We start from the raw sequence: 22,945 nt of genomic DNA, 5'->3' as shown, positions 1-22,945 counted from the left end.
TCGCGAGGTGCGCGCGGCGTCCCGTCACATCCCCGACACGTGGCGGCGCTACCGTCTGGGAGATGAAGCTCGCGGACGTGGATCCCTTCATCGGCACGCAGCCCACCGACCTGCCCGCCCCGACGGGGCTCGCCGCCACGTGGTGGTGGCCGAAGCCGCAGATCGGCAACACGCACCCGGGCGCGACGTTCCCGCTCGGCATGGTGTCGGCGTGCGCGTCGTCGGGCGCCTATCCGACCGGCTACGGCGAGTACGCGCTTGCGACCGAGGGGGTTCCGCCGCGCATGCGCGAGCGGCTCGTCGCGAGCGGCGTGACGCACTTCCAGCAGTCGGGCACGGGCGCGATCCGCAAGTACTACAACTATGTGCGGGTCACGCCGATGCTCGGCCCGCTCGACGAGCTCGGCGGCAGCTGGGACATCACGGGCGAGACGGCCAGCCCGGGATCCTACGAGTTCGCGTTCGCGAGCGGGATCCGCGGCGAGGTGACGGTCGGGCCGAAGAGCGCCGTGCACCGCTATACGTTCCCCGAGGCGACCGATGCGCGCGTCGTCATCGACCTCTCCGTCGGCGGGCTCGACATCCCGTACGGCGCGACCGTGCCGATCCGGGCGCACCTCGAGAGCCTCGAGCCGGGCGAGGCGCAGGGCGAGATCGTCGTCGAGGGCACGCCCCTCGCGATGCACCTCTCGGCGGACACCCCCGGCTGGCGGCAGCTGCTCTGGTACGACCGGCGCCTCATGCCGGGAGGTCGCCGCCTCGACTTCGACGCGATCCGTCCGACGACCATGCGCCCGTTCGGCCTGATGTGGCAGGGATCCGTCGAGGCCGGCCAGACCGTCGAACTGCGGATCGGGTTCTCGCTGCGCGGCGTCGACCAGGCGCGCCGCAACCTCGCGGCCGACTGCCCCGAGGGGACGGGATTCGACGCCCGCCGCGCCGCCACCCGCGCGAGCTGGTCGCAGCATCTCGCCCCCGTTCAGGTCGCGGGCCGCGAGGATCGCGAGGCCCGCACGGTGCTCGGCACCGCGCTCTACCACTCGTTCATCAAGCCCGCCCTCGCCCCGAACGAGAGCCCGCAGTGGCCGACGAACGGCCCGTTCGCGTTCGACATCTGCACGATGTGGGACATCTACCGCACCCAGCTCCCGCTCGTGTCGCTGCTGAACCCCGCCGCGTCGACGGACCTCGCGAACGCCCTCATCGAGATCTGCGAGGAGGAGGGCAACTTCCCGATCGGCTATCGCATGGCGAAGGGATCCGACCGCTTCTCGCGGCAGGCCTCCGGCCTCGCCCACACGCTCCTCGCCGACCTGTGCGCGGCGGGCGCCGGCGGCATCGACTGGGAGTGGGCGCTCGTGCACATGCTCGCCGATCTGCGGCGCGCCTACGGCGAGGACTTCCTCACGAGCGGCCGCGCGGATCCCATCAGCCACACCCTCGACATCGCCTTCGCCTACTGGTGCACGGCGCGCGTCGCCGATCGCGTCGGCGACGCGAAGGCGGCGGCCGACTGCCGACGCCTCGCGGGGCGCTGGAAGAACGCCTTCGACCCGGCGACGGGCCTCCTGCGCGATTCGACGTTCTACGAGGGCACGAAGCACAACTACTCGTTCCGCGTCACGCACGACATGGCGGGGCGCATCGCGCTCGCCGGGGGAGAGGAGCGCTTCACGCGGCTGCTCGATCGCTTCTTCGGCTACGGAGCGGATCCCGTCGTGCAGCCGGGTGTGGATCCGTCGGGCGACGAGATGGAGGCCGGCTACGCGCTCGGACGCTTCGAGGGCCTCAACAACGAGCCCGACATGGAGGCACCCTGGGCCTATATGTACGCGGGGCGCCCCGACCGCACGGCCGAGATCGTGCACCACGGGCTGCACCAGATGTTCGGGGCCGGGCCGGGCGGGCTGCCCGGCAACGACGACTCGGGCGGGCTGTCGTCGTGGGTCGTCTGGGCGTCGCTCGGGGTGTTCCCCGTCGCCGGACAGGACCTCTTCCTCGTCAACGCGCCCGCGTGGCCCGAGGCGACGATCGACCTGCCGGGCGGCGAGCCGCTGCGGATCGAGACGACCGGCTTCCGCGCGGTCGGGAGGGGAACGGATCCGCAGTACGTGCGGGAGGCCGCGTGGAACGGCGAGCCGCTCGAGCGCACGTGGCTGACGGGGTCCGAGCTGCGCGCCGGCGGCACCCTGCGGCTCACGCTGGGCGCGACGCCCGGATCCTGGGGGACGGGCGTGCGCCCGCCGTCGTTCCCATCCGCCGCCGCCGAGGTCACGCGGCGCCTCTGATCCGATGGGTTGCCAGAGAACGCCAGTGGAACGCGCCTGCCACCGGCATTCTCTGGCGCCCCTGGTGTTCACATTCGCGCCCACGGCCGTAACACGCCGTCTCTCCGGGCGACACACGGCGCTCGTAGTCTCGCCTCACCGAGGCACAGTGAGGAGCACATATGACCCGTCGACTCGTCATCGTCGTCCGCGCGGATCCCGTGATCTGCGGCCACTCGGGTGAGGCACGCAACCTCGCCGAGGCGGCCATCACGCGGGGATTCGACGACGTCCGCATCGTCACCTGGCCGATCGAGCGGCTCGAGCAGGCCGGCCTGCCGCTGAAGCCGCTCGACACCGTCCTGCCGTACAGCGCGGGCATCACCGTCGAGCGCCCCGCGCCCGTCGGCGACTACAAGGTCGTCGACGGTCGCTACATCGGCGGCCTCGTCGGCCGGCTCGTCGAGCTGTTCACCGACGGCGTCCCGACCGTCGCGATGTCGCTCTATCTCTCGCCGCACACGACGGCCGTCAGCGACGCCGTCGCCGTCGCGCGCCGCACGGGCCTGCCCGTCGACGTCGTCACGATCGCCGAGGCGGTGGGATCCGACATCACGAACGTCGTGCGCCAGTGCGTCACCGAGGGTCGCTTCGGCGCCGCCGCGCACGTGCTCGAGGGGTACCTCGCGAGCGATGTGTGCGTCGCCGTCAGCCAGTACACGAAGGATCTCGTCGTCGACGAGGCCGCCCGCCTCGACGCCGCGCACGGCACCTCGTACGCGGCGCGCTGCGCCGAGCGCATCGACATCTCGTATCCCGCGATCGACGCGTCGGCGTTCCTGCACCTCGATCCCGAGGAGATCGACGAGCGCCTCGCCGCCCGCGGGCTCGCCCGCGACGGCTACGTGCTATCGCTGTCCCGTCTCGCGCACGCGAAGGGCATCGACGACCTCATCGACGGGTTCGCGGCATCGGGCGCGGGCGACAAGAAGCTCGTCATCGTCGGACGCGGCCCCGAGGAGCAGGAGCTGCGCGAGTACGCGGCGCGGTCGGCCGCGTCGGAGCGGATCCTCTTCCTCACCGATGTCGACGACGCCGAGAAGCCCTTCCTGTTCGCGGGATCCTTCGCCTACGTGCTCGCGACGAAGCCGCGCCCCGAGTTCATCGAGACCTTCGGGATCACGCTCGCCGAGAAGGCGCTCGCCGGGGGCGGTCCGTCGGTCACGACCACGACGGGCGGCGTCGGCGAGGCGGTCGGCGACACGGCGCTCATCGTCGACGTCGACGCGCCGGATCAGATCGCCGCGGCGATCGACCGGATCCTCCACATGTCGCCGCTCGAGCGGCGCGACTGGGAGGAGCGGGCGCGCGCGTATGCGCGTCAGTTCGACCGGAGCAGCGTGTTCGAGGCCCTGTTCGCGCGCGTCGCCCGGCTGGAGAGGATCGAGCACGCCGCCTGACGCGGGGCGAGGTCGCCGGGAGTCGCTGTCCGATCAGAGCCTCCTGGCGACTTCGCTGTGACGGGGCCGCCTCGCTGCGCCGGTCCTAGGCTGGAGAGCATGAACGTTCCCACCGTGACTCTCAACTCCGGATACGAGATCCCCCAGCTGGGCTTCGGCGTGTTCCTCGTGCCCGCCGACGAGGCCGAGAAGGCCGTCAGCGAGGCGCTCGAGGTCGGCTACCGCCACATCGACACCGCCGCCATCTATCGCAACGAGGAGGGCGTCGGCGCGGCGATCGCGAAGAGCGGGATCCCGCGCGACGAGCTGTTCATCACGACGAAGCTCTGGAACGACCGCCAGGCGGGCGAGGAGCCGCACGCGGCGATCCGCGAGAGCCTCGACAAGCTCGGGCTCGACCACGTCGACCTGTACCTGACGCACTGGCCCACGCCGGAGAAGGACACCTACCTCAACGCGTGGCAGAAGCTCATCGAGATCCGCGACGCGGGCCTGTCGCGCTCGATCGGCGTCTCGAACCACCTGCCGGAGCACCTCGACCGCCTCGTGGCCGAGACGGGCGTCGTGCCGGCCGTCGACCAGATCGAGCTGCACCCGGCCCACCAGCAGGCGGATGTCACGGCGTGGGCCGAGCAGCGCGGCGTGAAGATCGAGTCGTGGGGCCCGCTCGGCCAGGGCAAGTACCCCCTGTTCGAGAATGCGGCCGTCGCGGCCGCGGCCGAGGCGCACGGCAAGAGTCCGGCGCAGGTCGTCATCCGCTGGCACCTGCAGCGCGGCTTCATCGTCTTCCCGAAGTCGGTGCGCCGCGAGCGCATGGCCCAGAACCTCGACGTGTTCGACTTCGAGCTGACGGCCGACGAGGTGCGCGCGATCGACGCGATCGACCCGGGCGACGGCTCGGGCCGCGTGGGATCCCACCCGCTCGAATTCAACTGATCAGAGCCACGTCAGGCGCCGCCGTCCCGGTCCGGGGCGGCGGCGCCTGCCGCGTCCACGGCATAATCACCGGGTGATCTCTGCAGCCCTGCCCACGCTCGATGGCCGCGTCTTCCGGATGGAGTCGTCGACGACGTCCGCCGTCGATCCCGATGCGCCGACCGTCTTCCGCTACTCCGAACGCGATGGCGCGGTCTGGGGCGAGTACGAGGGAGACACCGTCACGTTCGGCCGGTTCGTCGGCACGCGCGCAGGCGACAGCATCAGCGTGTGGTTCGTGCACGTCCTCGCTGCGGACGGATCCGTCGTGACGGGGGAGGGCGCGAGCGAGATCGAGCGGCGCGACGGCCGCCTGCGCCTCGTCGAGCACTACACGATGCACGACGCGCCGCAGCTCAGCGTGTGCGTCGAGCTCGCCTGATCAGTCGCCGCGCACCGGCATCGTGTCGCGGCCCTCGACGGCCGGCGTCCACCGCGTCATCCCGAGCTTCGCGCTGCCCTGGCGGTCCGGCAGATCCGTCGGCAGTATGAACGGGCGTCGCACGACCTCGTCGAGCACGACGACGCTGACGATCGTGCGCACCTCCGGCAGCCCCGCGATCACATCGGTCGTGAAGACGTGCACACCGCTCACATCGGGCGCCCGCACGAGCAGCATCGCATCGTGCTCGCCCGTCGTGATCGCGCAGTACTCCACGTCGGGCAGATCGATCACGTGATCGCGGAACGAAGCCCACGACTGCGGATGCACCGTGACGAAGACGAGCGCGCACACCGACAGCCCCGCCTTCGCCGGATCGATCCGCGCCGAGAACCCCGTGATGACGCCCGAGTCGACGAGCGCCTCGACGCGCGCGTAGGCGTTGGATCTCGAGATGCCGACGCGCTCGGCGAGCGCCGCGATCGAGATGCGACCGTTCTCGCGCATGAGGTCGAGGATGCGGTACGAGACCTCGTCGGGCTCGGCATTTCGTCCCGCCGGCGGCGCCGTGGACGCGGAATCTCTGGACATTCTGCACGCTCCTTCTGCTGAGCGCGACGATTGTACGTCGAGGGCTCGATATATGTGGACAGATCGTCTTCGGCCGTGTCATTCTGAACGCGTCTGACCTCGGCCGTTCGCACCCGATCGGCGGCCGTCGCCGCATCCCCTCAGGAGTGTTCCCATGATCCGTCCCCTGCGCCACACCGCCGCGGCCCTCGGAGCCGTCTCGATCCTCGCCATCGCGGGGTGCTCGGGCGGCAACTCGGCGAATCAGCCCTCGGAGGAGGGCGGCGACGCCGGCGGGGGCACGCTCGTGATCGACACCGCCTTCTCGATCGAGACGGCCGACCCGGGCAACAGCTACGACCCGACCGGCAACATGGTCGCCAAGGCGCTCTACGAGACCCTCGTCGACTTCGACGGCGCCGATGTGACCACGCCCGTTCCGGGGCTGGCGAGCTGGGAGCAGAACGAGGAGGCCACCGAGTTCACCTTCACACTGGAGGACGGGCGCACCTTCTCCGATGGCACACCCGTGACGGCCGACGACGTCGTGTTCTCGCTGCAGCGCGTGCAGGGGATGGCCGAGGCGAAGCCGAACTTCCTCCTCACCGGCGTGACGATCGAGAAGGTCGACGACATGACCGTCCGCTTCACGACGGACGCGCCGCTCCTGCAGCTGCCGGCGATCCTCGCGAACCCCGCGCTCGGCATCGTCAACGCCGACGTCGTCGCCGACAACGGCGGCGCGACCGACGGATCCGACAGCGCGCAGGCGTATCTCGACGGGGCGTCGGCCGGATCCGGGCCCTACATGCTCGACACACTGGACCTCAGCTCGCAGGTCGTGCTCGCGGAGAACCCCGAGTACACGGGCGACGAGTCGCCCGCCTTCGAGCGCGTCGTCATCCGCAACGTCTCCGAGAGCGCGACGCAGCTCATCAACCTCTCCGGCGGCGACACCATGGTCGCCATGGATCTCAACGGCGACCAGGTCGCCGACCTCGACGCGGGGCTGTCCGTCGAGACCGTCCCGTCGGGACAGACGATCTTCCTGCTGCTGAACCAGTCGGGCGACGTCGCGGACGACCTCGCGAACGTCGACCTCGCCGAGGCCGTGCGATACGCCCTCGACTACGAGGCGCTTCTCGAGCTCGCGGGCGCCGGCGCGACGCAGGCGACCGGCGTCATCCCGACCGGCTTCGAGGGCGCCCTCGACGCGGGCGTCGAGCGCGACCTCGACCGGGCGCGCGCCGCGCTCGACGCCGCAGGCTACGACGGCCAGACGCTGCGCCTGCAGTTCCCGAACGACTACCCGGTGGGCGGCGTCGAGTTCACGCCGCTGGCCGAGCGGATCCAGCAGCAGCTCGCCGAGATCGACCTCGACGTCGAGCTCGCGCCCGCCCCCTTCGCGACCGAGCTCGACGCCTACGTCAACGGCTCCGAGTCGTTCGGCCTGTGGTTCTGGGGCCCCGACTACGCCGACTCGGCGAACTTCCTGCCCTTCGCGCCCGGCCTCAAGGTCGGACTGCGCGCCGGGTGGGAGGCCGAGGCCGATCCAGAGATGGCCGAGCTCGCGGCGGCCGCGACGAACGCGACGAGCATCGACGAGCGCACGTCCGTCCTCGAGGAGTTCGCGGCCGCGATGCAGGAGCGCGGCCCGTTCGTCCCCATGATCGTCCCCGGGCGCAACATCGCGACGTCCGACGAGGTCACGGGCGCCGTCTACAACGCGGTCTGGGAGATGGACATCGCCGAGATCGCCCCCGCGAGCTGAGCGCCGTGACGGCCACCAGGGCGCGGGGGAGGACAAGATCCCCCCTCGGCCGATACCTCGCGCGCCGGCTCGGCACATCGATCCTGCTGCTCATCGGCGTCACCGTCGTGACGTTCCTGCTCACGAACCTCGTTCCCGGCGATCCCGTGTCCGCCGCCCTCGGAGAGGGCGCGGCGCAGAACCCGGCCACGCGGCAGGCGTTCATCGAGGAGCACGGGCTCGACCAGCCCCTCTTCGTCCAGTACTTCGTCTATATGGCGGGCCTGCTGCAGGGCGACCTCGGCCGGTCCCTCGTCACGGGGCGCGCCGTGACCGCCGACCTCGCGACCGCCGTGCCCGCGACGATCGAGATCGCCGTCGGCGCGATCGTCGTCAGCCTCGCCGTGAGCGTCGTGCTCGGAACCCTCGCGGCGTACCGGCGCGGGCTCGTGACCGACCAGGTCGTGCGCGCCATCACCCTCGTCGGGCTCAGCGTGCCGACGTTCTGGCTCGCCCTCGTGAGCTTCTACGTGTTCTTCCTGCAGCTGCGGATCGCGCCGGGATCCGGTCGGATCTCGCCGTCGATCACGCCGCCGCCGACCATCACGGGCTTCTACACGATCGACTACATGCTCAATGGCGACAGCGTGGGCTTCTTCGACGCCCTCGCGCACCTCGCGCTGCCCGTCCTCGTGCTCTCGCTCGTCACGATCGGCCTGCTCACCCGGTTCATCCGCACCTCCGTGCTCGAGGTGCTCGCGAGCGACTACGTGCGCGCCGCGCGTGCGAAGGGGCTCGGCGGGGCGCGCGTCGTCATCGGCTACGTGCTGCGCGGCGCGTCGCTTCCCATCCTCACGGTCACGGGCGTCGCGTTCGGCTCTCTGCTGTCGGGAACGGTGCTCGTCGAATCCGTCTTCGCCTGGCCGGGCCTCGGCACCTACGCGTACAACTCGGCGGCCAACCTCGACCTGCCCGGCATCATGGGCGTCGGCCTCGTCGTCGGAGTGATCTATCTCGTCATCAACTTCGCCGTCGACATGCTCTACGGCGTCCTCGACCCGAGGGTGAGGCTCGCATGAACGCCACCGAGTCGACGCCCCCGGCCCCGCTCGGCGACGAGCGCGTCGCCGCCCGCCTGCGCCACCGGATCCGCCTGCCCCGCGCGTGGCGCAGCCCCCTCGGCGTGATCGGAACGGTCATCGCCGCCGCCTGGGTCATCGTCGCCTTCACGGCGCAGTGGTGGGTGCCGTTCGACCCCGTCGCGCAGGTGCTGCCGCGCCTGCAGGCACCCGGAATCGACACGCTGCTCGGCACGGACGGCAACGGGCGCGACATGTTCTCGCGGCTCATGACGGGCGCGACCGTGACGATCCCGCTCGCGCTGATGCTCGTCGTCGCCGCCATGGCGATCGGCACGATCGTCGGCGCCGTCGCTGGATACTTCGGGCGCTGGGTCGACGAGACGCTCATGCGCATCACCGACCTCGTGATGGCGTTCCCCACGGTGATCCTCGCGATGGTCATCGCGGCCTCCCTGGGGCCGTCGCTCTACAACGCCGTGATCGCCGCGGTCGTCGTGTCGTGGCCGCAGTACGCGCGCGTCACGCGCAGCCTCGTGCTCGGCCTGCGCGGACAGAACTACGTCGTCTCCGGCCGCCTGCTCGGCTATTCGCCCCTGCGGAGCCTCGCCGTCGACATCCTGCCGAACATCCTCGGCCCGATGCTCGTGCTCGCGACCCTCGACATCGGCACGGCGATCCTGCTGCTGTCGGGCCTGTCGTTCCTCGGCCTCGGCGCGCAGCCGCCCACCGCCGAATGGGGATCCATGATCTCGGCGGCGATGCAGAACTTCGACGCCTGGTGGCTCGGCGTCTTCCCGGGCGTCGCGATCCTCACCGTCGTGATGGCGTTCAACTTCGTCGGCGACGCGCTGCGCGACGTCCTCGACCCGACCGCGGAGGTCGTGCACGGCACCCGCAACGCCCTCGAGAAGGAGACCGCGTGATGAGCGCCGCCCTCACGATCGACGACCTGACGATCGACATCGGCCGCCGCCTCGTCGACGGCGTCTCGCTCGAGCTCACGGCCGGGCGGGTGCACGGGCTCGCGGGCGAGTCCGGATCCGGCAAGACCCTCACGTCGCTCGCGGTGCTCGGCCTGCTGCCCCGCCACGCCGAGACGGGCGGATCCATCCGGCTCGGCGGCGAGGAGCTGCTCGGGCGGAGCCGGCGCGCGCTGAACCGCGTACGCGGCCGGCGCATCGCGATGGTGTTCCAGGATCCGTCGTCGTCCCTGCACCCGCAGATCACGGTGGGCCGGCAGCTCAGCGACCACGCGAGCACCCACCTGGGGATGTCGCGGAAGGCGGCTCGCGCCCACGCGGCCTCGCTCCTCGAGCGCGTGCAGGTGCCGAACCCGGACGGCGCGCTCGACCGCTACCCGCACCAGTTCTCGGGAGGACAGCGGCAGCGCATCGCGATCGCGTGCGCACTCGCCTGCGATCCGGATGTGCTGCTCGCCGACGAGCCCACGACCGCCCTCGACGTGACCGTGCAGGCCGGGATCCTGCGCCTGCTGCGCGACCTCGCCCTCGAACGCGACCTCGCCGTGCTGCTCGTGACGCACGACCTCGGCGTGATGAGCGCGATCGCCGACGACGTCGCCGTCATGCGAGCGGGACGCATCGTCGAGCGGGCTGACCGCGCGACGCTGTTCGCGCGCCCCCAGCACGAGTACACACGGCAGCTGCTCGCTGCGCTGCCCGGGTCGCGCCTCGAGGAGGGCGACGATGACTGAACCGACCGTGCTCGAGGCGTCGAACCTCGTCGTGCGCTATCCGGGACACCCGCCCGTCACCGCCGTCGATGACGTGTCGCTCGATATCCGGGCCGGTGAGACGGTCGCGCTGGTCGGGGAGAGCGGCAGCGGCAAGTCGAGCGTCGCCCGCGCCGTTGCCGGCATCGAGAAGTCGGCCGCGGGGTCCGTGCGCTTCGACGGCGAGCCCGTGCGGGCGCTCGGCGTGCGCCGTCGCCCGCTGGCCCTCACGGGGATCCAGATGGTGTTCCAGGATCCCGCGACGTCTCTCAACCCGCGCAGGCGGATCGGCGACCAGATCGCCGACGGCGTCCGCACGGCGCGCGCCCGCGGCGCCGAGGGATCGCGGCCGGAGGAATGGCTCGAGCGCGTCGGCATGGATCCGGCCTGGACGGCGCGGTTCCCGCACCAGTTCTCGGGCGGTCAGAAGCAGCGCATCGCGATCGCACGCGCCCTCGCCGCCCGTCCCCGTCTGCTCGTGGCCGACGAGCCGATCTCGGCCCTCGACGCGTCGACGCAGACGAGCGTCGCGGGCCTGATGCGCGACCTCATCGCCGAGGTGGGGGCCGGCATGCTGTTCATCTCGCACGACCTCGCGGTCGTGCACCGCATCGCCGATCGCACCGTCGTGATGTACGGAGGACGCGTCATGGAGCAGGGTGCGACGGACCAGGTGTGGGACGCCCCGCGTCACCCGTACACGCGGTCCCTCCTCGCGGCGATCCCTGTGCCCGACGGCGCCGGACGGATCCCCGCCGCGCCGACGGCCGAGGATCGCGCGGAATGGGCGGACACCCCGCCGATCGGCTGAACGGCCTACAGGAACCAGCTCGGCAGCCAGAGGTGGGCGCGGTAGAGCGCCTCCGGCTCGATCCAGCCCGTCCCGAACGGCAGGAAGAACAGCCCCACCGCACCGAAGACGATGAGCGCCACCGTCGTGGCCGTGCGGCGTGCGTCTGCCGCGGCCGCCTGGCGGTCCTGTTCCGCGCGGATCTCGTCGAGCGTCGGATCCGCGAGCAGGACGGGCGGCCGCGGCGCGCGGATCCGCTGCGCCGCGAGCAGGACGGCGAGGATCACGAACGGCAGCATCGTGATCGCGTAGAAGGTGAACATCGTGCGGTTCGGCAGCAGCAGCCACGGCGCGTACGTCGCGAGGATCCCCGCGACGACGATCGCCTCGGCGCCCGAGACGCGCGTGCGGCGCACGATGGCGATCCCCAGGCGCACGATGAGGAACGCGACCGCGAGGATCCCCGCCCACCACAGCACGGGATTCGGCAGCGCCGCCATGAGGCCGACGCCGCCCGCCGGGTCCGTCGTGCGGTACATGAGCGTCGGGTTCAGCATCGGGATCCACTCGAGCGCGGGGCTCGCGTAGGTGTGCTCGCTCGTGACGCCCTGGTGGAATCCGAACACGGCGCGGTGGTAGCTCCAGAGCGCGACGAGCGGGTTCGGCGAGGATCCGCGATCGTAGCCGCCGGACGTGACGAGCCACCCCGACCAGCTCGCGACATACGTCACGAGGGCCGGCGGCACGAGCAGCGCGAACGACACGGGCCCCTGCCGGCCGATCGCCGACTCGACCCAGCGGGTCGCGCCCGCGCGGCGCCGGTCGATCGCGTCGGCGACGACGATTGCGATGCCGAGGACGGCGATCGCGTACAGCCCTGACCACTTCACGGCCGTGGCGAGGCCGAGCGTCGCGCCCGCCGCGAGGATCCAGGGCCGCCGCCAGACCACGGGCCCGGCGATCGGATCCCTCTCCGTGCCCGCGCGGATCGCCGCCACCGTGCCCGGGCGATCGAGCAGCGCGAACCAGATCGCGAGCAGGATCAGCAGCGCGAGGTGCGTGTCGAGCAGGGCGACGCGGCTCATCGACACCGCGAGGGGGTCGATCGCGAGCAGGGCGGCGCCTGCGGCCGCGAGCCACGCGGATCCCGTCAGGCGCTTCGCGACGGCGTACAGGAGGGGCACGAGGAGGGTGCCTGCGATGGCGGTCGCGATGCGCCACCCCGTCGGCCCGGATCCGAACAGCGCCATGCCGACGGCGATGATCCACTTGCCGAGCGGCGGGTGGGCGACGAAGGATCCCTCGCTCGTGTATCCGTCCACGTCGCCCGCCTCGAAGGCGGCGTTCGGGTCGTCACCCCACGAGCCCTCGTAGCCGAGGTTCCAGAGCGTCCAGGCGTCCTTGACGTAGTACGTCTCGTCGAAGATCAGCTCGCCCGGCCCGCCGACGCCCGCGATGCGCAGGACCGCGGCGAGTGTCGTGATCGACAGCGGCACACCCCACCGGAGGGCGGCCGGGGTCATGGAACGGGCAGTCACAGCGCCAGCCTAGGCTGTGACGCATGATCATCCTCGCGGGCACCCCGATCGGCAACCTCGGCGACGCCTCGCGGCGCCTCGTCGAGGTGCTGACGGAGGCGACGACGATCGCCGCGGAGGACACCCGCACGACTCAGCGGCTGCTCGCGGCGCTCGGGATCGACAACCGCCCGCGCCTCATCCCGCTGCACGACCACAACGAGAAGCGCGTCGCCGCCGAGCTCGTCGAGCTCGCCCGCGACGAAGACCTCCTCGTGCTGAGCGACGCCGGCATGCCCACGGTGAGCGACCCGGGATACGGGCTCGTCGCCGCGGCCGCCGCGGCGGGCGTCGAGGTCACGGCGATCCCCGGGCCGAGCGCCGTCCTGACGGCCCTCGCCGTCTCGGGCCTGCCGACCGACCGCTTCTCGTTCGAGGGCTTCGTCGCCCGCAAGCCGGGGGAGCGCGCGCGGGCCTTCGCGGCGGTCGCCGAGGATCCGCGCACGCTCGTGTTCTTCGAGGCGCCCACGCGCACGGCGCAGACGCTCGCCGACATGGCGACGGCCTTCGGCGGAGGTCGCCGCGCTGTCGTCGCGCGGGAGCTGACGAAGCTGCACGAGCAGGTCGTGCGCGGATCCCTCGACGAACTCGCCGCGTGGGCCGCCGGCGGCGTGCGCGGCGAGGTCGTGATCGTCGTCGCCGGCGCGGACCCGCGGGAGATCCCGTTGGAGGACGCCCTCGCCCGCGTCGCCGCCCTCGTCGGGCAGGGAACCCGCCTCAAGGACGCGACCCGCGAGGTGGCCCAGTCGACGGGACACCCCTCCCGAACGCTCTACGACGCGGCCCTCGCGGCCCGCTGACCCTTCATTTCTGGCACATCTCCACCGGTATGCCCTGCAGGGATGTGCCAGAAATGAAGGGTTGGGTCACGCGAGGGAGTCGTCAGACTGGATCTCCGCCCACACCGAGACCATGTGGGCCCGGGAGTGGTTCTCGGCGCTCTCGCCCTCGCCCGCGCTGATCGCCGCCGCGACCGACTCGTGTTCCTCGAGCGTGCCCGCCGCGGGGATCGAGGGCGTCAGGCCGAGCCGGCTGCGGCCCGTGAGCACCTCGCGCACGGGCGCGCGCAGCGCGATGAGCTGCGGGTTCCCCGACGCCTGCAGCAGCAGGTCGTGGAAGGCGACATCGGCGTCGAGGAACTCGTCCGACGCGCCGCGGCCCTCTTCGCCGATCTCACGCAGTCGCCGTGCGAGCCGTCGCAGCTCCGCGCGCTGCGACGGCGTCGCCCGGAGAGCGGCGAGCCGGGCCGCGGTCGGCTCGACGGCGACCCGCAGCTCCATGAGCGCCGCGAGCTGCTGGTGGCGGAACGGGCCCTGCAGGTTCCACGAGATGAGCTGGGGCGAGAAGGCATCCCACGCCTCGCGCGGCTGCACCGTGATCCCCACGCGCCGGCGGGAGGCGACGAGCCCGAGGCTCTCGAGCACCCGCACCGCCTCGCGGGCGACCGTGCGGGACGCCTCGTAATCGCGCTCGAGCTGGGCCAGGGTGAAGACGGCGCCGGGCGGGATGTCGCCCGCCGCGATGCGCGAGCCCAGATCGCTCGTGACGTCGCTGTGGATGCCTCCGGCCATCGGTTCCCTCCTCGGAGTCGATTAGTGCTACCTTACAGTGCTTATAAGTAGTACCTTTAGGTGCGGCGCCACAGACGGCGCGCACAACAGACCGAATTCAACGGAGAATCACATGACAGAAGAGTGGACCCAGACACTCGGCGCCGGGCCTCTGCTCGGCATCGCCGCAGGTGCGATCGTCCTGATCCTGTTCCTCGTCATCAAGGTGCGGCTGCACGCCTTCCTCACCCTGATCCTCGTCTCGCTGCTCACGGCGCTCGCCGCGGGGATCCCCGTCGGCGCCCTCGTGTCGACGCTCACGAAGGACTTCGGCGGCACCCTCGGATCCGTCGCCCTGCTGATCGGCCTCGGCGCCGTGCTCGGCCGCCTGATCGAGTCGTCGGGCGGCGCGAAGGCCGTCGCGGACCTCATGGTCCGCGTCTTCGGCGAGAAGCGCGCGGCCTTCGCCCTCGGCATCACGTCGCTCCTGCTCGGCTTTCCGATCTTCTTCGACGCCGGCCTCATCGTCATGCTGCCGATCATCTTCGCGGTGGCGCGCCGCATCGGCGGCAGGAACCTGCTGCTGTTCGGCCTCAGCGGTGCGGCGGCCTTCTCGGTCATGCACGTGTTCCTGCCGCCGCACCCCGGCCCCGTCTCGGCGACGGAGCTCTACGGCGCGAACCTCGGCATCGTCCTGCTGCTCGGCATCGTCATCGCGTTCCCGACCTGGTATCTCTCCGGATACCTCTGGGGCAAGTTCGTCAACAAGCGCGTCCCCCTCATCGTTCCCGCGCTGTTCGGCACGCTCGATGACGACCAGCCGAAGAACCCGCCGAAGGCCGGCACCGTCATCGCGATCCTGCTCGTGCCGATCGTCCTGATCTTCCTCAACACGGGCCTGAACAGTCTCGGTTCGGTGGGCGCCGTCGACCCCGACGCGTTCTGGGTGCAGGCGCTCCGACTCATCGGCGAATCGCCCATCGCGCTGCTCATCACGGTGCTCCTCGCGCTCGTCGTGCTCGGCACGGCCCGCGGCGAGAAGGGAACCGCGCTCGAGAAGCTCGTCGACGGCACCTTCGGCCCCGTCGCGTCCGTCATCCTCATCACGGGCGCCGGAGGGATGTTCGGCGGCGTGCTGCGCGCATCCGGGATCGGCGACGCTCTCGCCGACACGCTCGCCGACCTGGGGCTCCCTGTCATCATCGCCGCGTACCTCATCGCCGTGATCCTGCGCCTGGCGCAGGGATCCGCGACGGTCGCCCTGGTGACCTCGGCGGGCCTCATGGCGCCCGCGGTCATGGCCGGTGGCTTCAGCACCGTTGACGTCGCGGCGATCACCCTCGCGACGGCGGCCGGATCCGTCTTCGCCGGACACGTGAACGACTCCGGATTCTGGCTCGTGGGCCGCCTGATGGACATGGACGTCAAGACGACGCTGAAGACCTGGACGGTCCAGCAGGCGCTCGAGTCGATCGTCGGGTTCGTGCTCGTTCTCGCCATCTACCTGATCTTCTGAGGAGGAGCTCATGACGACCGATCTGTTCGATGTGACGGGGCGCCTGGCGCTTGTGACCGGATCCTCGCGGGGCCTCGGGCGCACGCTCGCGCTCGGCCTCGCCGAGGCGGGGGCGCGCGTCGTCCTCCACGGCCGGGACGCCGCGGCGCTCTCGGAGGCGGCGGACGCCGTCGCGGCCGTCGCGGGGGAGCGCCCCGCGACCGTGCGCTTCGACGTGACCGACGCGGCCGCGGCCGAGGAGCAGATCGGCGAGCTGATCGCCGCGCACGGCGTCCCCGACATCCTCGTCAACAACGCGGGCCTGCAGCGGCGGGCGCCGATCGCGGAGTTCGACGTGGCCGACTGGGACGCCGTGATCGCGAGCAACCTCTCGAGCATGTTCTACGTGTCGCGCTTCGTGGCGCCGGGCATGATCGAGCGCGGATCCGGGAAGATCGTCAACATCGCGTCCGTTCAGTCGAAGCTGGCGCGCCGGACGATCGCGCCCTACTCGGCGTCGAAGGGCGGCGTCGCGCTGCTGACGCAGGGCATGGCGGCTGACCTCGCCCGCCACGGCGTGCAGGTCAACGCCCTGTCGCCCGGCTACTTCGCGACCGACATGAACCGGGCCCTCGTCGACGACGAGCAGTTCACCGACTGGCTCGTGAACCGCACGCCGGCCCGCCGCTGGGGCGATCTGCGCGAGCTGCGCGGTGCGCTGCTGTTCCTCGCATCCGACGCGTCGAGCTTCGTCTCGGGCCAGAACATCGTCGTCGACGGCGGAATGACGGCCGTCGTATGAGCGCCGCCACCATGCGATCGGTGTTCATCGACGGGGCCGAGCGCATCGCGGTGCGCGAGGTGCCCGTGCCGACGCCCGGCGCCGGCGAGGTGCGGATCCGCGTCTCGCGCGTCGGGATCTGCGGGAGCGACCTGCACTACTTCTTCGAGGGCGCCAACGGCGAGTACGTCGTGCGCGAGCCGCTCGTGCCCGGCCACGAGCTGGCGGGCGTCGTCGACGAGGACCCCCTGGGTGAGCTCGCCTCGGGGACGCCCGTGACGGTGCATCCCGCGCGCTTCGGCACCGAGGTGCGCGGCACCGAGGGCGAGCCGCACCTGTGGCCCGGCGGCTCCTACCTCGGCAGCGCCTCGACGATGCCGCACACTCAGGGCGCGATGGCCGAGTACCTCGTGGTCGATCGCGGCATGCTGCGGGCGCTGCCGGGCGGCCTCGGCGTCGACGCGGCCGTGCTCGCGGAGCCGCTGGGCGTCGCCCTGCACGGGGCGTCGCGGGCGGGCGATCTGACGGGCGCGCGCGTGCTCGTGTCGGGGGCGGGGCCGATCGGCCTGCTCGCCGTCGTGGCGGCCCGCGCCCGCGGCTCCGCGCACATCACAGCGAGCGATGTGCTCGCGGAGCCGCTCGATCGGGCGCGCCAGCTCGGCGCCGACGAGGTCGTGCGGATCGGGCAGGACGAGCTCCCGGCCGAGGCGTTCGACGTCGTGCTCGAGTGCTCGGGCGCTCCCGTGGCGATCGGATCCGCCGGCGTCGCGGCCCGCCGCCGCGGCGTGGTCGTGCAGATCGGCATGGTCCCGAACGAGCCGCGCGGCGTGAACCTCGCGCCGTTCATCTCGAAGGAGATCGACCTGCGCGGCGCGTTCCGCTTCCGCGACGAGATCGACGAGGCGGTCGCGCTGCTCGCGGCCCGACCCGACATCGCGCGCGTCGCCACGCACGTCGTGCCCGTCGCGGAGGTGCGCGCGGCCTTCGAGCTCGCGCGCGACTCGCGGCGGTCCGGCAAGGTGGTCGTGACGCTCGACGATCGTTCGGCGTGAGCCCGGGGGAGGCGCAGATGGACACCGCACACGACGATGTCGTCGTCGGCATCGACATGGGAACGACCGCGACGAAGGTCGTGGCGTATCGGGCGGACGGCCGCTCGGTCGCCGAGGCTTCGCACGGATACCCGCTCGACGAACCCGTCCCCGGCCACGCGGAGCAGGATCCGCACGACATCCTGGCCGCCGTCTATCGCGGCGTGCGCGACGTCGTCGCACAGGTCGGCGCCGGGCGCGTGCGGGGCGTGAGCTTCTCGAGCGCCATGCACAGCCTCATGGCGCTGGGCGCCGACGGCGCACCGCTCACCCCCGTCATCACATGGGCCGACACGCGTGCGGCCGAGGAGGCGGCGCGGATCCGCGACAGCGGGGCGGGGCTCGCGCTGCATCGCCGCACGGGCACGCCCGTGCACCCGATGTCGCCCCTGACGAAGCTCGCGTGGTTCCGCGCGCACGAGCCCGAGCTGTTCGGGCGGGCGGCGACGTGGGCGGGCATCAAGGACTGGGTGCTGCTGCGGATGTGCGGCAAGCTCGTGACGGATCACTCGCTCGCGTCCGCGTCGGGCCTCATGGACATCCACCGGCTCGCGTGGGACGACGAGGCGCTCGACGTCGCCGGCATCACGGCCGACCGCCTGCCGCGGCTCGTCCGGACCCGGCACGTTCTCGAGGGGATCACCGCGGAGGCCGCCGCGGCGACGGGCCTGGACCCCGCGACGCCCGTCGTCGTCGGTGCGGGCGACGGACCCCTCGCGAACCTCGGCGTCGGCGCCGTGCGCCCCGGCGTCGCGGCCTGCTCGGTCGGGACGAGCGGCGCGCTGCGCGTCGGCGTCGACCGGCCGGCCGTCGACCCCATGGGCGGCGTGTTCTGCTACGCCCTCACCGAGGATCGCTGGGTCATCGGCGGTGCGATCAACAACGGCGGCGTCGTGCTCGACTGGGTGCGCTCCGAGCTCGCCTCGGGCGAGGCGGGCCTGTCGACGGCCCAGCTGCTCGACGAGGCGATGACGGTGCCAGCCGGATCCGGCGGGCTGCTCATGCTCCCGTACCTGCTCGGCGAGCGTGCCCCGCGCTGGGGCGGCGTCGCGCGCGGCGCGTATGTGGGGCTCACCCGCTCACACCGCCGCGCGCACCTCGTCCGCGCGGCCGTCGAGGGCGTCGCGCTGCAGCTGACGCTCGTGCTCCAGTCGATGCGCCAGGCCGACCTCGACATCTCCGAGATACGCGCGACGGGCGGCGTCATGAAGCACCAGATCTGGCGCCAGACGCTCGCGAGCGCGTTCGGCGACGCGATCGGCTTCCCGGCGAGCCCCGAGGGATCCGGGTTCGGCGCGGCGCTTCTCGGGATGGAGGCGCTCGGGATGATCGACTCGATCGACGTCGCGGCCGACATGGTGCCGGTCGCCGATATCACCGAGCCGATCGCGGACGACGCGGAGGTCTACGGCGAGCTGCGCCCCGTCTTCGAACGCCTGTACGCGGCGCTCCTGCCGGCGAACGTCACGCTGCAGGAGATCGGCTCGCGCCTGCGCCTCGCGCACTGAGCGGCAGAGCAGACGCCGCCCCGACCCGCGCGATGCGGGTCGGGGCGGCGTGGTCTTCGCGCTCAGCGGCACATGGGCGGCGTCGCACCGTGGGCGCGGCCCGGCGCCGCGCACGCCGGGTGGGGGCGCTCGGCCGGCCGTACCTCGTCGAAGACGCGGAGCGAGGGCAGCGGCGTGCCGTCGAACGCGAACAGGGCCTGGTTGTCGACGGCGGATCCGCCGTACCACTCGCCCGCGTCGTCCGGGTCGTACTCGCTCGCCCAGCTCGTCGCCCAGCCGGATCCGTCGCGCTCCCAAAGCTCCCGGTTGCCCGCGAGCTGATCGGGCGGCCCGACCGGCAGCCACGCGGGCTCCCAGTAGAAGACGCCGAGGCCCGCGCCGCCGACGTCGGCGACGGCCTGCACGACATCCCGGTAGGCGCTCGCCTGGCCCTGGGGGCTCACGGGGTAGGCGGTCGCCTCTCCCGGCTGGTCGATCGTGTTGCCGTGCCCGTCGCCGTCCTCGAGAGTGTGCGCCCACGAGGTCTCCGCCACGACGACCTCCTTGTCGTAGGATTCCGCCACGTGGCGCAGCACGCTGGTGAGGTTCTCGAGGCTCCCGTGCCAGTACGGGTAGTACGAGGAGGCGAACACGTCGTAGTCGACGCCGCTCAGCTCGAGATGCTCGGCGTACCAGGCGTAGCGCCCCTCGGTCTCGGGGTTCGTGAAGTGCAGTGCGACGCGCGCGTTGGGGGCCGCCTCGCGCACGGCCGCGGATCCCGCCCGGAAGACCTGGGCCATGCCGTCCCAGTCCCAGATGCCCGCGACGCCCCCGTTCGTCTCGTTGCCGATCTGCACCATCGTGACGTCGATCGACGCCTCTTCGAAGCGCGTGAGCGCGTCGGCCGTGAACTCGTGCACGGCCTCCGCCGTCTCGGAGGCGTCGAGGCCCTCCCAGACCTTCGGTGCCTGTTGCTTGCCGGGGTCGGCCCAGAAATCGGAGTAGTGGAAGTCGACGACGACGCCGAGCCCGGCCGCGTCGGCGCGGCGGCCGATCTCGAGGGCGCGGTCGACGTCGACGTTCCCGCCGCCGTAGCCGCGCCCTTCGGCATCGAACGGGTCGTTCCACACGCGCACGCGCACATCGCTGACGCCGCTGTCGGCGAGCACCGCGAACAGGACGGCCGGCTCGCCGCCGTCGTCGCGGAACACGACCCCCGACTCCTCGAGCGAGAGCACGCTCGAGACGTCGACGCCCGTCATGAAGTCGGCGGGCAGGCCCGCGACGGGGTCGACGAGGGCGTCGTCGGTCGCCGCCTGCGCGGGCGCGGCGGCGAGGGATCCCGCGACGGCGACAACGGTTGCGATCGCGAGCTTCTTCGAGAGGTTCATGGCACTCCTTCGTGCGGTGGTGGGCCGTCGGCCCGGAGGGATCGGGCGGTCAGCCCTTGACGGATCCGGCGGTGAGCCCGCCGACGATGTAGCGCTGCACCGAGAGGAACAGCACGAGAACGGGAAGCGAGGCGAGTACGGCGCCCGCCGCGAAGAGCCCCCAGCGGCTCGTGAGCTGGTTGGACACCCACTGGTACATGCCGACCGCGAGGGTCCAGTGGTCCTCGCTCGTGAGCACGATCTTCGCAAGGATGAAGTCGCCGAACGCCGCGATGAAGGCGAGCAGGCCGACGACGGCGAGCACGGGAGTGACGAGCGGCATGATGATGCGCCAGAACACCTGCGCGTGGGACGCACCGTCGATCCTCGCCGACTCGTCCAGGTCGGTGGGGATCGAGTTGAAGTAGCCGTACATGAGGAAGGTGTTCGCCCCGAGAGCGCCGCCGAGGTAGACGCAGATCAGGGCGAGCCGCGAGTTGATCCCGAGGACAGGCACGACCTCGCCGAGCGCGAGGAGCAGCAGGAACACGGCGACGAACGCGACCGTCTGCGGGAACATCTGCACGATGAGCAGCGAGGTGAGCCCCGCGCGGCGCCCCGCGAACCGGAACCGCGAGAACGCATAGGCCGCGGCCGCTCCCATGATGACGGCGCCGATCGCCGACGCGCCTCCGACGATGAGGGTGTTGCCCATCCACGTCCAGAAGTGGGTCTCCGCCAGGGCCGCATAGCTGCCGAGATCGAACGACGCGAACAGCGCGTTCGAACCGGCGAGGCTCCCGCCGCTGTCGAGCGAGGCGCTCAGCACATAGAGCAGTGGCGCGATCGCGTAGGCGATGATGACGACGGCGACGGGGTACTTCCAGCCGACCTCCGCCCACCAGCGCGCGCGGCGGGCGGGCCGACGATGGTCGTGCCCGCGGCCGCCGGTCGTGACGAGCTCCGTGGCGGTGGACATCATGAGTACTCCTCGAGTCGACGCGTCTGTCGGAACGCGATGGCGGAGATGACGCCGATGACGACGAACACGACGATCGACAGCGCGCTCGCGAGGCCGTAGTCGGCGGAACCGCCCTGGATCCCCGAGATCCGATAGATCGCGGAGATGAGGATGTCGGTCGAACCGAGCCCCGTGCTGCTGCCGACGAACCGCGGGCCTCCCTCTGTGAGCATGAAGATGATCGTGAAGTTGTTGAAGTTGAACGCGAACGACGCGATCGCGAGAGGCGCGGTCGAGACGAGCAGCTGCGGGAATACGACCGAGCGGAATCGTCGGAACCGCCCGGCGCCGTCGATCGTCGCGGCCTCGAGCGTGTCCTGCGGCAGGGCCTGCAGGGCGCCCATGCAGACGAGGAACCAGTACGGATAGCTGAGCCAGAGGTTGACCCAGAGGATCGCGAGCTTCGCGAGCCAGGGATCCCCGAGCCAGTTGATGTCGGCGCCGAAGAAGAATAGGTCGTTGATGATGCCGAACTCCGCGTTCAGCATGCCCCGCCACAGCAGGGCCGACATGAACGCGGGGAACGCGTACGGGAGGATGAACAGCGTGCGCAGCACGGCGCGGCCGCGCACGCGCGGGTCGTTGAAGATGAGCGCGAACAGCAGCCCGAGGCCGAAGCTCGTCGCGACCGTGAGGATCGCGAAGGCGAAGGTCCAGAGGGTCACCTGCGCGAGCGGCGCGCGCAGCTCGGCGTCGGTGACGGCGCGCACGAAGTTGTCGACGCCGACGCCCGTGGTCCATCCGGTCGCGAGCTCGTCGCCGGCGCTCGAGCGGAACACGCCCTCGTCCGTCGCCTCGTACACGATGCCCGAGGCCGTGTCCGTGAGCGTGCGGTCGGCCGGATCCCATTCGAGGCTCGACGCGTAGACGGACCCCGTCGCGCCGTCGCGCGTGCGGATCGAACCGTCCTCGGCATCGTCGGACACGGGCACGCGCAGCGCGACGACGCGCTCCTGGAGATCGACGTCCGAGAGCACCTCGGCGCGCGGGATCACGGCGTATCCCGGGACCGAGGCGGGCGCGCCGGAGTCCGCGACGTCGGCGCCCGCGACGGGGGCGAGCGGATCCTCGGCGGTGCCCGCCTGCACGGCGCCCGTCTCGTCGACGATCGCGAAGCCGAGCTCGCCGTCGCGGTCGACGATCGCGAGCGGGTGCGACGCGGATCCCTCGACGCGCTGCTCGTCCTGGATGAGCGCCGCGTCGACGGCCTGCGCGAGCGAGCCCGCGTGTCCCGTCCCGTAGTTCGTGAACGCGACGTAGCCGGTGTATCCGAAGATGAACACCTGGAACACGAGCAGGAACGTCAGGCCCGGGTAGAGGTACTTCAGGGGGAGCGCCCGACGCGAGAAGTACACGACGTCGGCGGCGGCCGTGAGGACGACGGCGACGCCGAGGATCACCCACGACTCTGCCGCCCACGCCGCGAGGGCGGCGGCGACGCCGAGCGCGTTGACGAGCGCCATGAGCAGCAGCTTCACGAGGAAGCCCGCGCCGGTCCAGCTGCGCGCGTGTGAGGATCCGCGCACGGCGCGCGGGGGAGAGGTCTGTGTCGTCATCGAGGCACC

General features: G+C 71.6%; 20 protein-coding genes. 14 read left to right on the top strand and 6 right to left on the bottom strand.

What is annotated here, in order from left to right; translation table 11 throughout:
- The first annotated feature begins 62 nt into the window (after nucleotides 1–62).
- From GB932_RS18480 to GB932_RS18465, 4 genes are all read left to right on the top strand, one after another.
- On the top strand, nucleotides 63–2,288 hold the full coding sequence (locus GB932_RS18480; protein WP_156762150.1) for a glycoside hydrolase domain-containing protein: 2,226 nt from the start codon (nucleotides 63–65) through the stop codon (nucleotides 2,286–2,288).
- A gap of 161 nt (nucleotides 2,289–2,449) precedes the next feature.
- Entirely contained in the window at nucleotides 2,450–3,727 is a 1,278-nt protein-coding gene (locus GB932_RS18475) for a glycosyltransferase (protein WP_156762149.1), read from the top strand.
- A gap of 99 nt (nucleotides 3,728–3,826) precedes the next feature.
- Nucleotides 3,827–4,663, top strand: a complete 837-nt coding sequence (locus tag GB932_RS18470) for an aldo/keto reductase (RefSeq protein ID WP_156762148.1) — start codon at nucleotides 3,827–3,829, stop codon at nucleotides 4,661–4,663.
- A gap of 73 nt (nucleotides 4,664–4,736) precedes the next feature.
- A complete protein-coding gene (locus GB932_RS18465; protein WP_231916305.1) occupies nucleotides 4,737–5,084 on the top strand; it encodes an avidin-fold protein in 348 nt (115 codons plus the stop codon).
- Here the strand turns inward: GB932_RS18465 and GB932_RS18460 are convergent, their stop codons facing one another.
- Nucleotides 5,085–5,675 (bottom strand): Lrp/AsnC family transcriptional regulator, encoded by a 591-nt coding sequence (locus GB932_RS18460; protein WP_156762147.1) that lies wholly within the window; start codon nucleotides 5,673–5,675, stop codon nucleotides 5,085–5,087.
- 154 nt (nucleotides 5,676–5,829) lie between these two features.
- Between GB932_RS18460 and GB932_RS18455 the strand changes: the two genes are divergently transcribed.
- The 5 genes from GB932_RS18455 to GB932_RS18435 are packed head-to-tail and all read left to right on the top strand — an operon-like array spanning nucleotide 5,830 to nucleotide 11,029.
- Entirely contained in the window at nucleotides 5,830–7,425 is a 1,596-nt protein-coding gene (locus GB932_RS18455) for an ABC transporter substrate-binding protein (protein ID WP_156762146.1), read from the top strand.
- Between the two features lie 5 nt (nucleotides 7,426–7,430).
- Nucleotides 7,431–8,483 carry an ABC transporter permease gene (locus GB932_RS18450; RefSeq protein WP_156762145.1) on the top strand — a complete coding sequence of 351 codons (1,053 nt, stop codon included), beginning with the start codon at nucleotides 7,431–7,433 and terminating at the stop codon, nucleotides 8,481–8,483.
- Nucleotides 8,480–9,409 (top strand): ABC transporter permease, encoded by a 930-nt coding sequence (locus GB932_RS18445; RefSeq protein ID WP_156762144.1) that lies wholly within the window; start codon nucleotides 8,480–8,482, stop codon nucleotides 9,407–9,409. The genes GB932_RS18450 and GB932_RS18445 overlap by 4 nt, the downstream gene beginning before the upstream one ends.
- Entirely contained in the window at nucleotides 9,409–10,200 is a 792-nt protein-coding gene (locus tag GB932_RS18440; RefSeq protein WP_156762143.1) for an ABC transporter ATP-binding protein, read from the top strand. The genes GB932_RS18445 and GB932_RS18440 overlap by 1 nt, the downstream gene beginning before the upstream one ends.
- Entirely contained in the window at nucleotides 10,193–11,029 is an 837-nt protein-coding gene (locus tag GB932_RS18435) for an ABC transporter ATP-binding protein (protein WP_156762142.1), read from the top strand. Before GB932_RS18440 ends, GB932_RS18435 begins: the two co-directional genes overlap by 8 nt.
- Before the next feature lie 5 nt (nucleotides 11,030–11,034).
- On the opposite strand, the gene GB932_RS18430 is transcribed toward GB932_RS18435, so the two are convergent.
- Nucleotides 11,035–12,546 carry a dolichyl-phosphate-mannose--protein mannosyltransferase gene (locus tag GB932_RS18430; protein WP_156762141.1) on the bottom strand — a complete coding sequence of 504 codons (1,512 nt, stop codon included), beginning with the start codon at nucleotides 12,544–12,546 and terminating at the stop codon, nucleotides 11,035–11,037.
- Between the two features lie 23 nt (nucleotides 12,547–12,569).
- On the opposite strand from GB932_RS18430, the gene rsmI reads away from it, so the two are divergent.
- On the top strand, nucleotides 12,570–13,385 hold the full coding sequence (gene rsmI / locus GB932_RS18425) for a 16S rRNA (cytidine(1402)-2'-O)-methyltransferase (protein WP_156762140.1): 816 nt from the start codon (nucleotides 12,570–12,572) through the stop codon (nucleotides 13,383–13,385).
- Between the two features lie 66 nt (nucleotides 13,386–13,451).
- Here rsmI and GB932_RS18420 read toward each other — a convergent pair whose 3' ends face one another.
- Entirely contained in the window at nucleotides 13,452–14,156 is a 705-nt protein-coding gene (locus GB932_RS18420) for a FadR/GntR family transcriptional regulator (RefSeq protein ID WP_156762139.1), read from the bottom strand.
- 112 nt (nucleotides 14,157–14,268) lie between these two features.
- On the opposite strand from GB932_RS18420, the gene GB932_RS18415 reads away from it, so the two are divergent.
- The 4 genes from GB932_RS18415 to GB932_RS18400 are packed head-to-tail and all read left to right on the top strand — an operon-like array spanning nucleotide 14,269 to nucleotide 19,010.
- Nucleotides 14,269–15,651, top strand: coding sequence for a GntP family permease (locus GB932_RS18415; RefSeq protein WP_156762138.1), 1,383 nt, complete (start codon nucleotides 14,269–14,271; stop codon nucleotides 15,649–15,651).
- Between the two features lie 10 nt (nucleotides 15,652–15,661).
- A complete protein-coding gene (locus GB932_RS18410; RefSeq protein ID WP_156762137.1) occupies nucleotides 15,662–16,432 on the top strand; it encodes an SDR family oxidoreductase in 771 nt (256 codons plus the stop codon).
- An 11-nt stretch (nucleotides 16,433–16,443) separates the two neighbouring features.
- Nucleotides 16,444–17,463 (top strand): L-idonate 5-dehydrogenase, encoded by a 1,020-nt coding sequence (locus tag GB932_RS18405; RefSeq protein ID WP_156762280.1) that lies wholly within the window; start codon nucleotides 16,444–16,446, stop codon nucleotides 17,461–17,463.
- Nucleotides 17,464–17,480: 17 nt separating this feature from the next.
- Entirely contained in the window at nucleotides 17,481–19,010 is a 1,530-nt protein-coding gene (locus GB932_RS18400) for a gluconokinase (RefSeq protein ID WP_156762136.1), read from the top strand.
- Nucleotides 19,011–19,072: 62 nt separating this feature from the next.
- Here GB932_RS18400 and GB932_RS18395 read toward each other — a convergent pair whose 3' ends face one another.
- From GB932_RS18395 to GB932_RS18385, 3 genes are read right to left on the bottom strand one after another with little or no spacing between them, the layout of a single operon-like run.
- Nucleotides 19,073–20,380 carry an arabinogalactan endo-1,4-beta-galactosidase gene (locus tag GB932_RS18395; RefSeq protein ID WP_156762135.1) on the bottom strand — a complete coding sequence of 436 codons (1,308 nt, stop codon included), beginning with the start codon at nucleotides 20,378–20,380 and terminating at the stop codon, nucleotides 19,073–19,075.
- 49 nt (nucleotides 20,381–20,429) lie between these two features.
- Nucleotides 20,430–21,338 carry a sugar ABC transporter permease gene (locus GB932_RS18390; RefSeq protein WP_231916320.1) on the bottom strand — a complete coding sequence of 303 codons (909 nt, stop codon included), beginning with the start codon at nucleotides 21,336–21,338 and terminating at the stop codon, nucleotides 20,430–20,432.
- On the bottom strand, nucleotides 21,338–22,936 hold the full coding sequence (locus tag GB932_RS18385; RefSeq protein ID WP_156762133.1) for an ABC transporter permease subunit: 1,599 nt from the start codon (nucleotides 22,934–22,936) through the stop codon (nucleotides 21,338–21,340). Before GB932_RS18385 ends, GB932_RS18390 begins: the two co-directional genes overlap by 1 nt.
- Nucleotides 22,937–22,945: the final 9 nt, after the last annotated feature.

Source organism: Microbacterium karelineae (genome assembly GCF_009745985.1).
Classification (GTDB): Bacteria; Actinomycetota; Actinomycetes; order Actinomycetales; family Microbacteriaceae; genus Microbacterium; species Microbacterium karelineae.
This window is presented reverse-complemented; position numbering and strand designations above follow the sequence as displayed.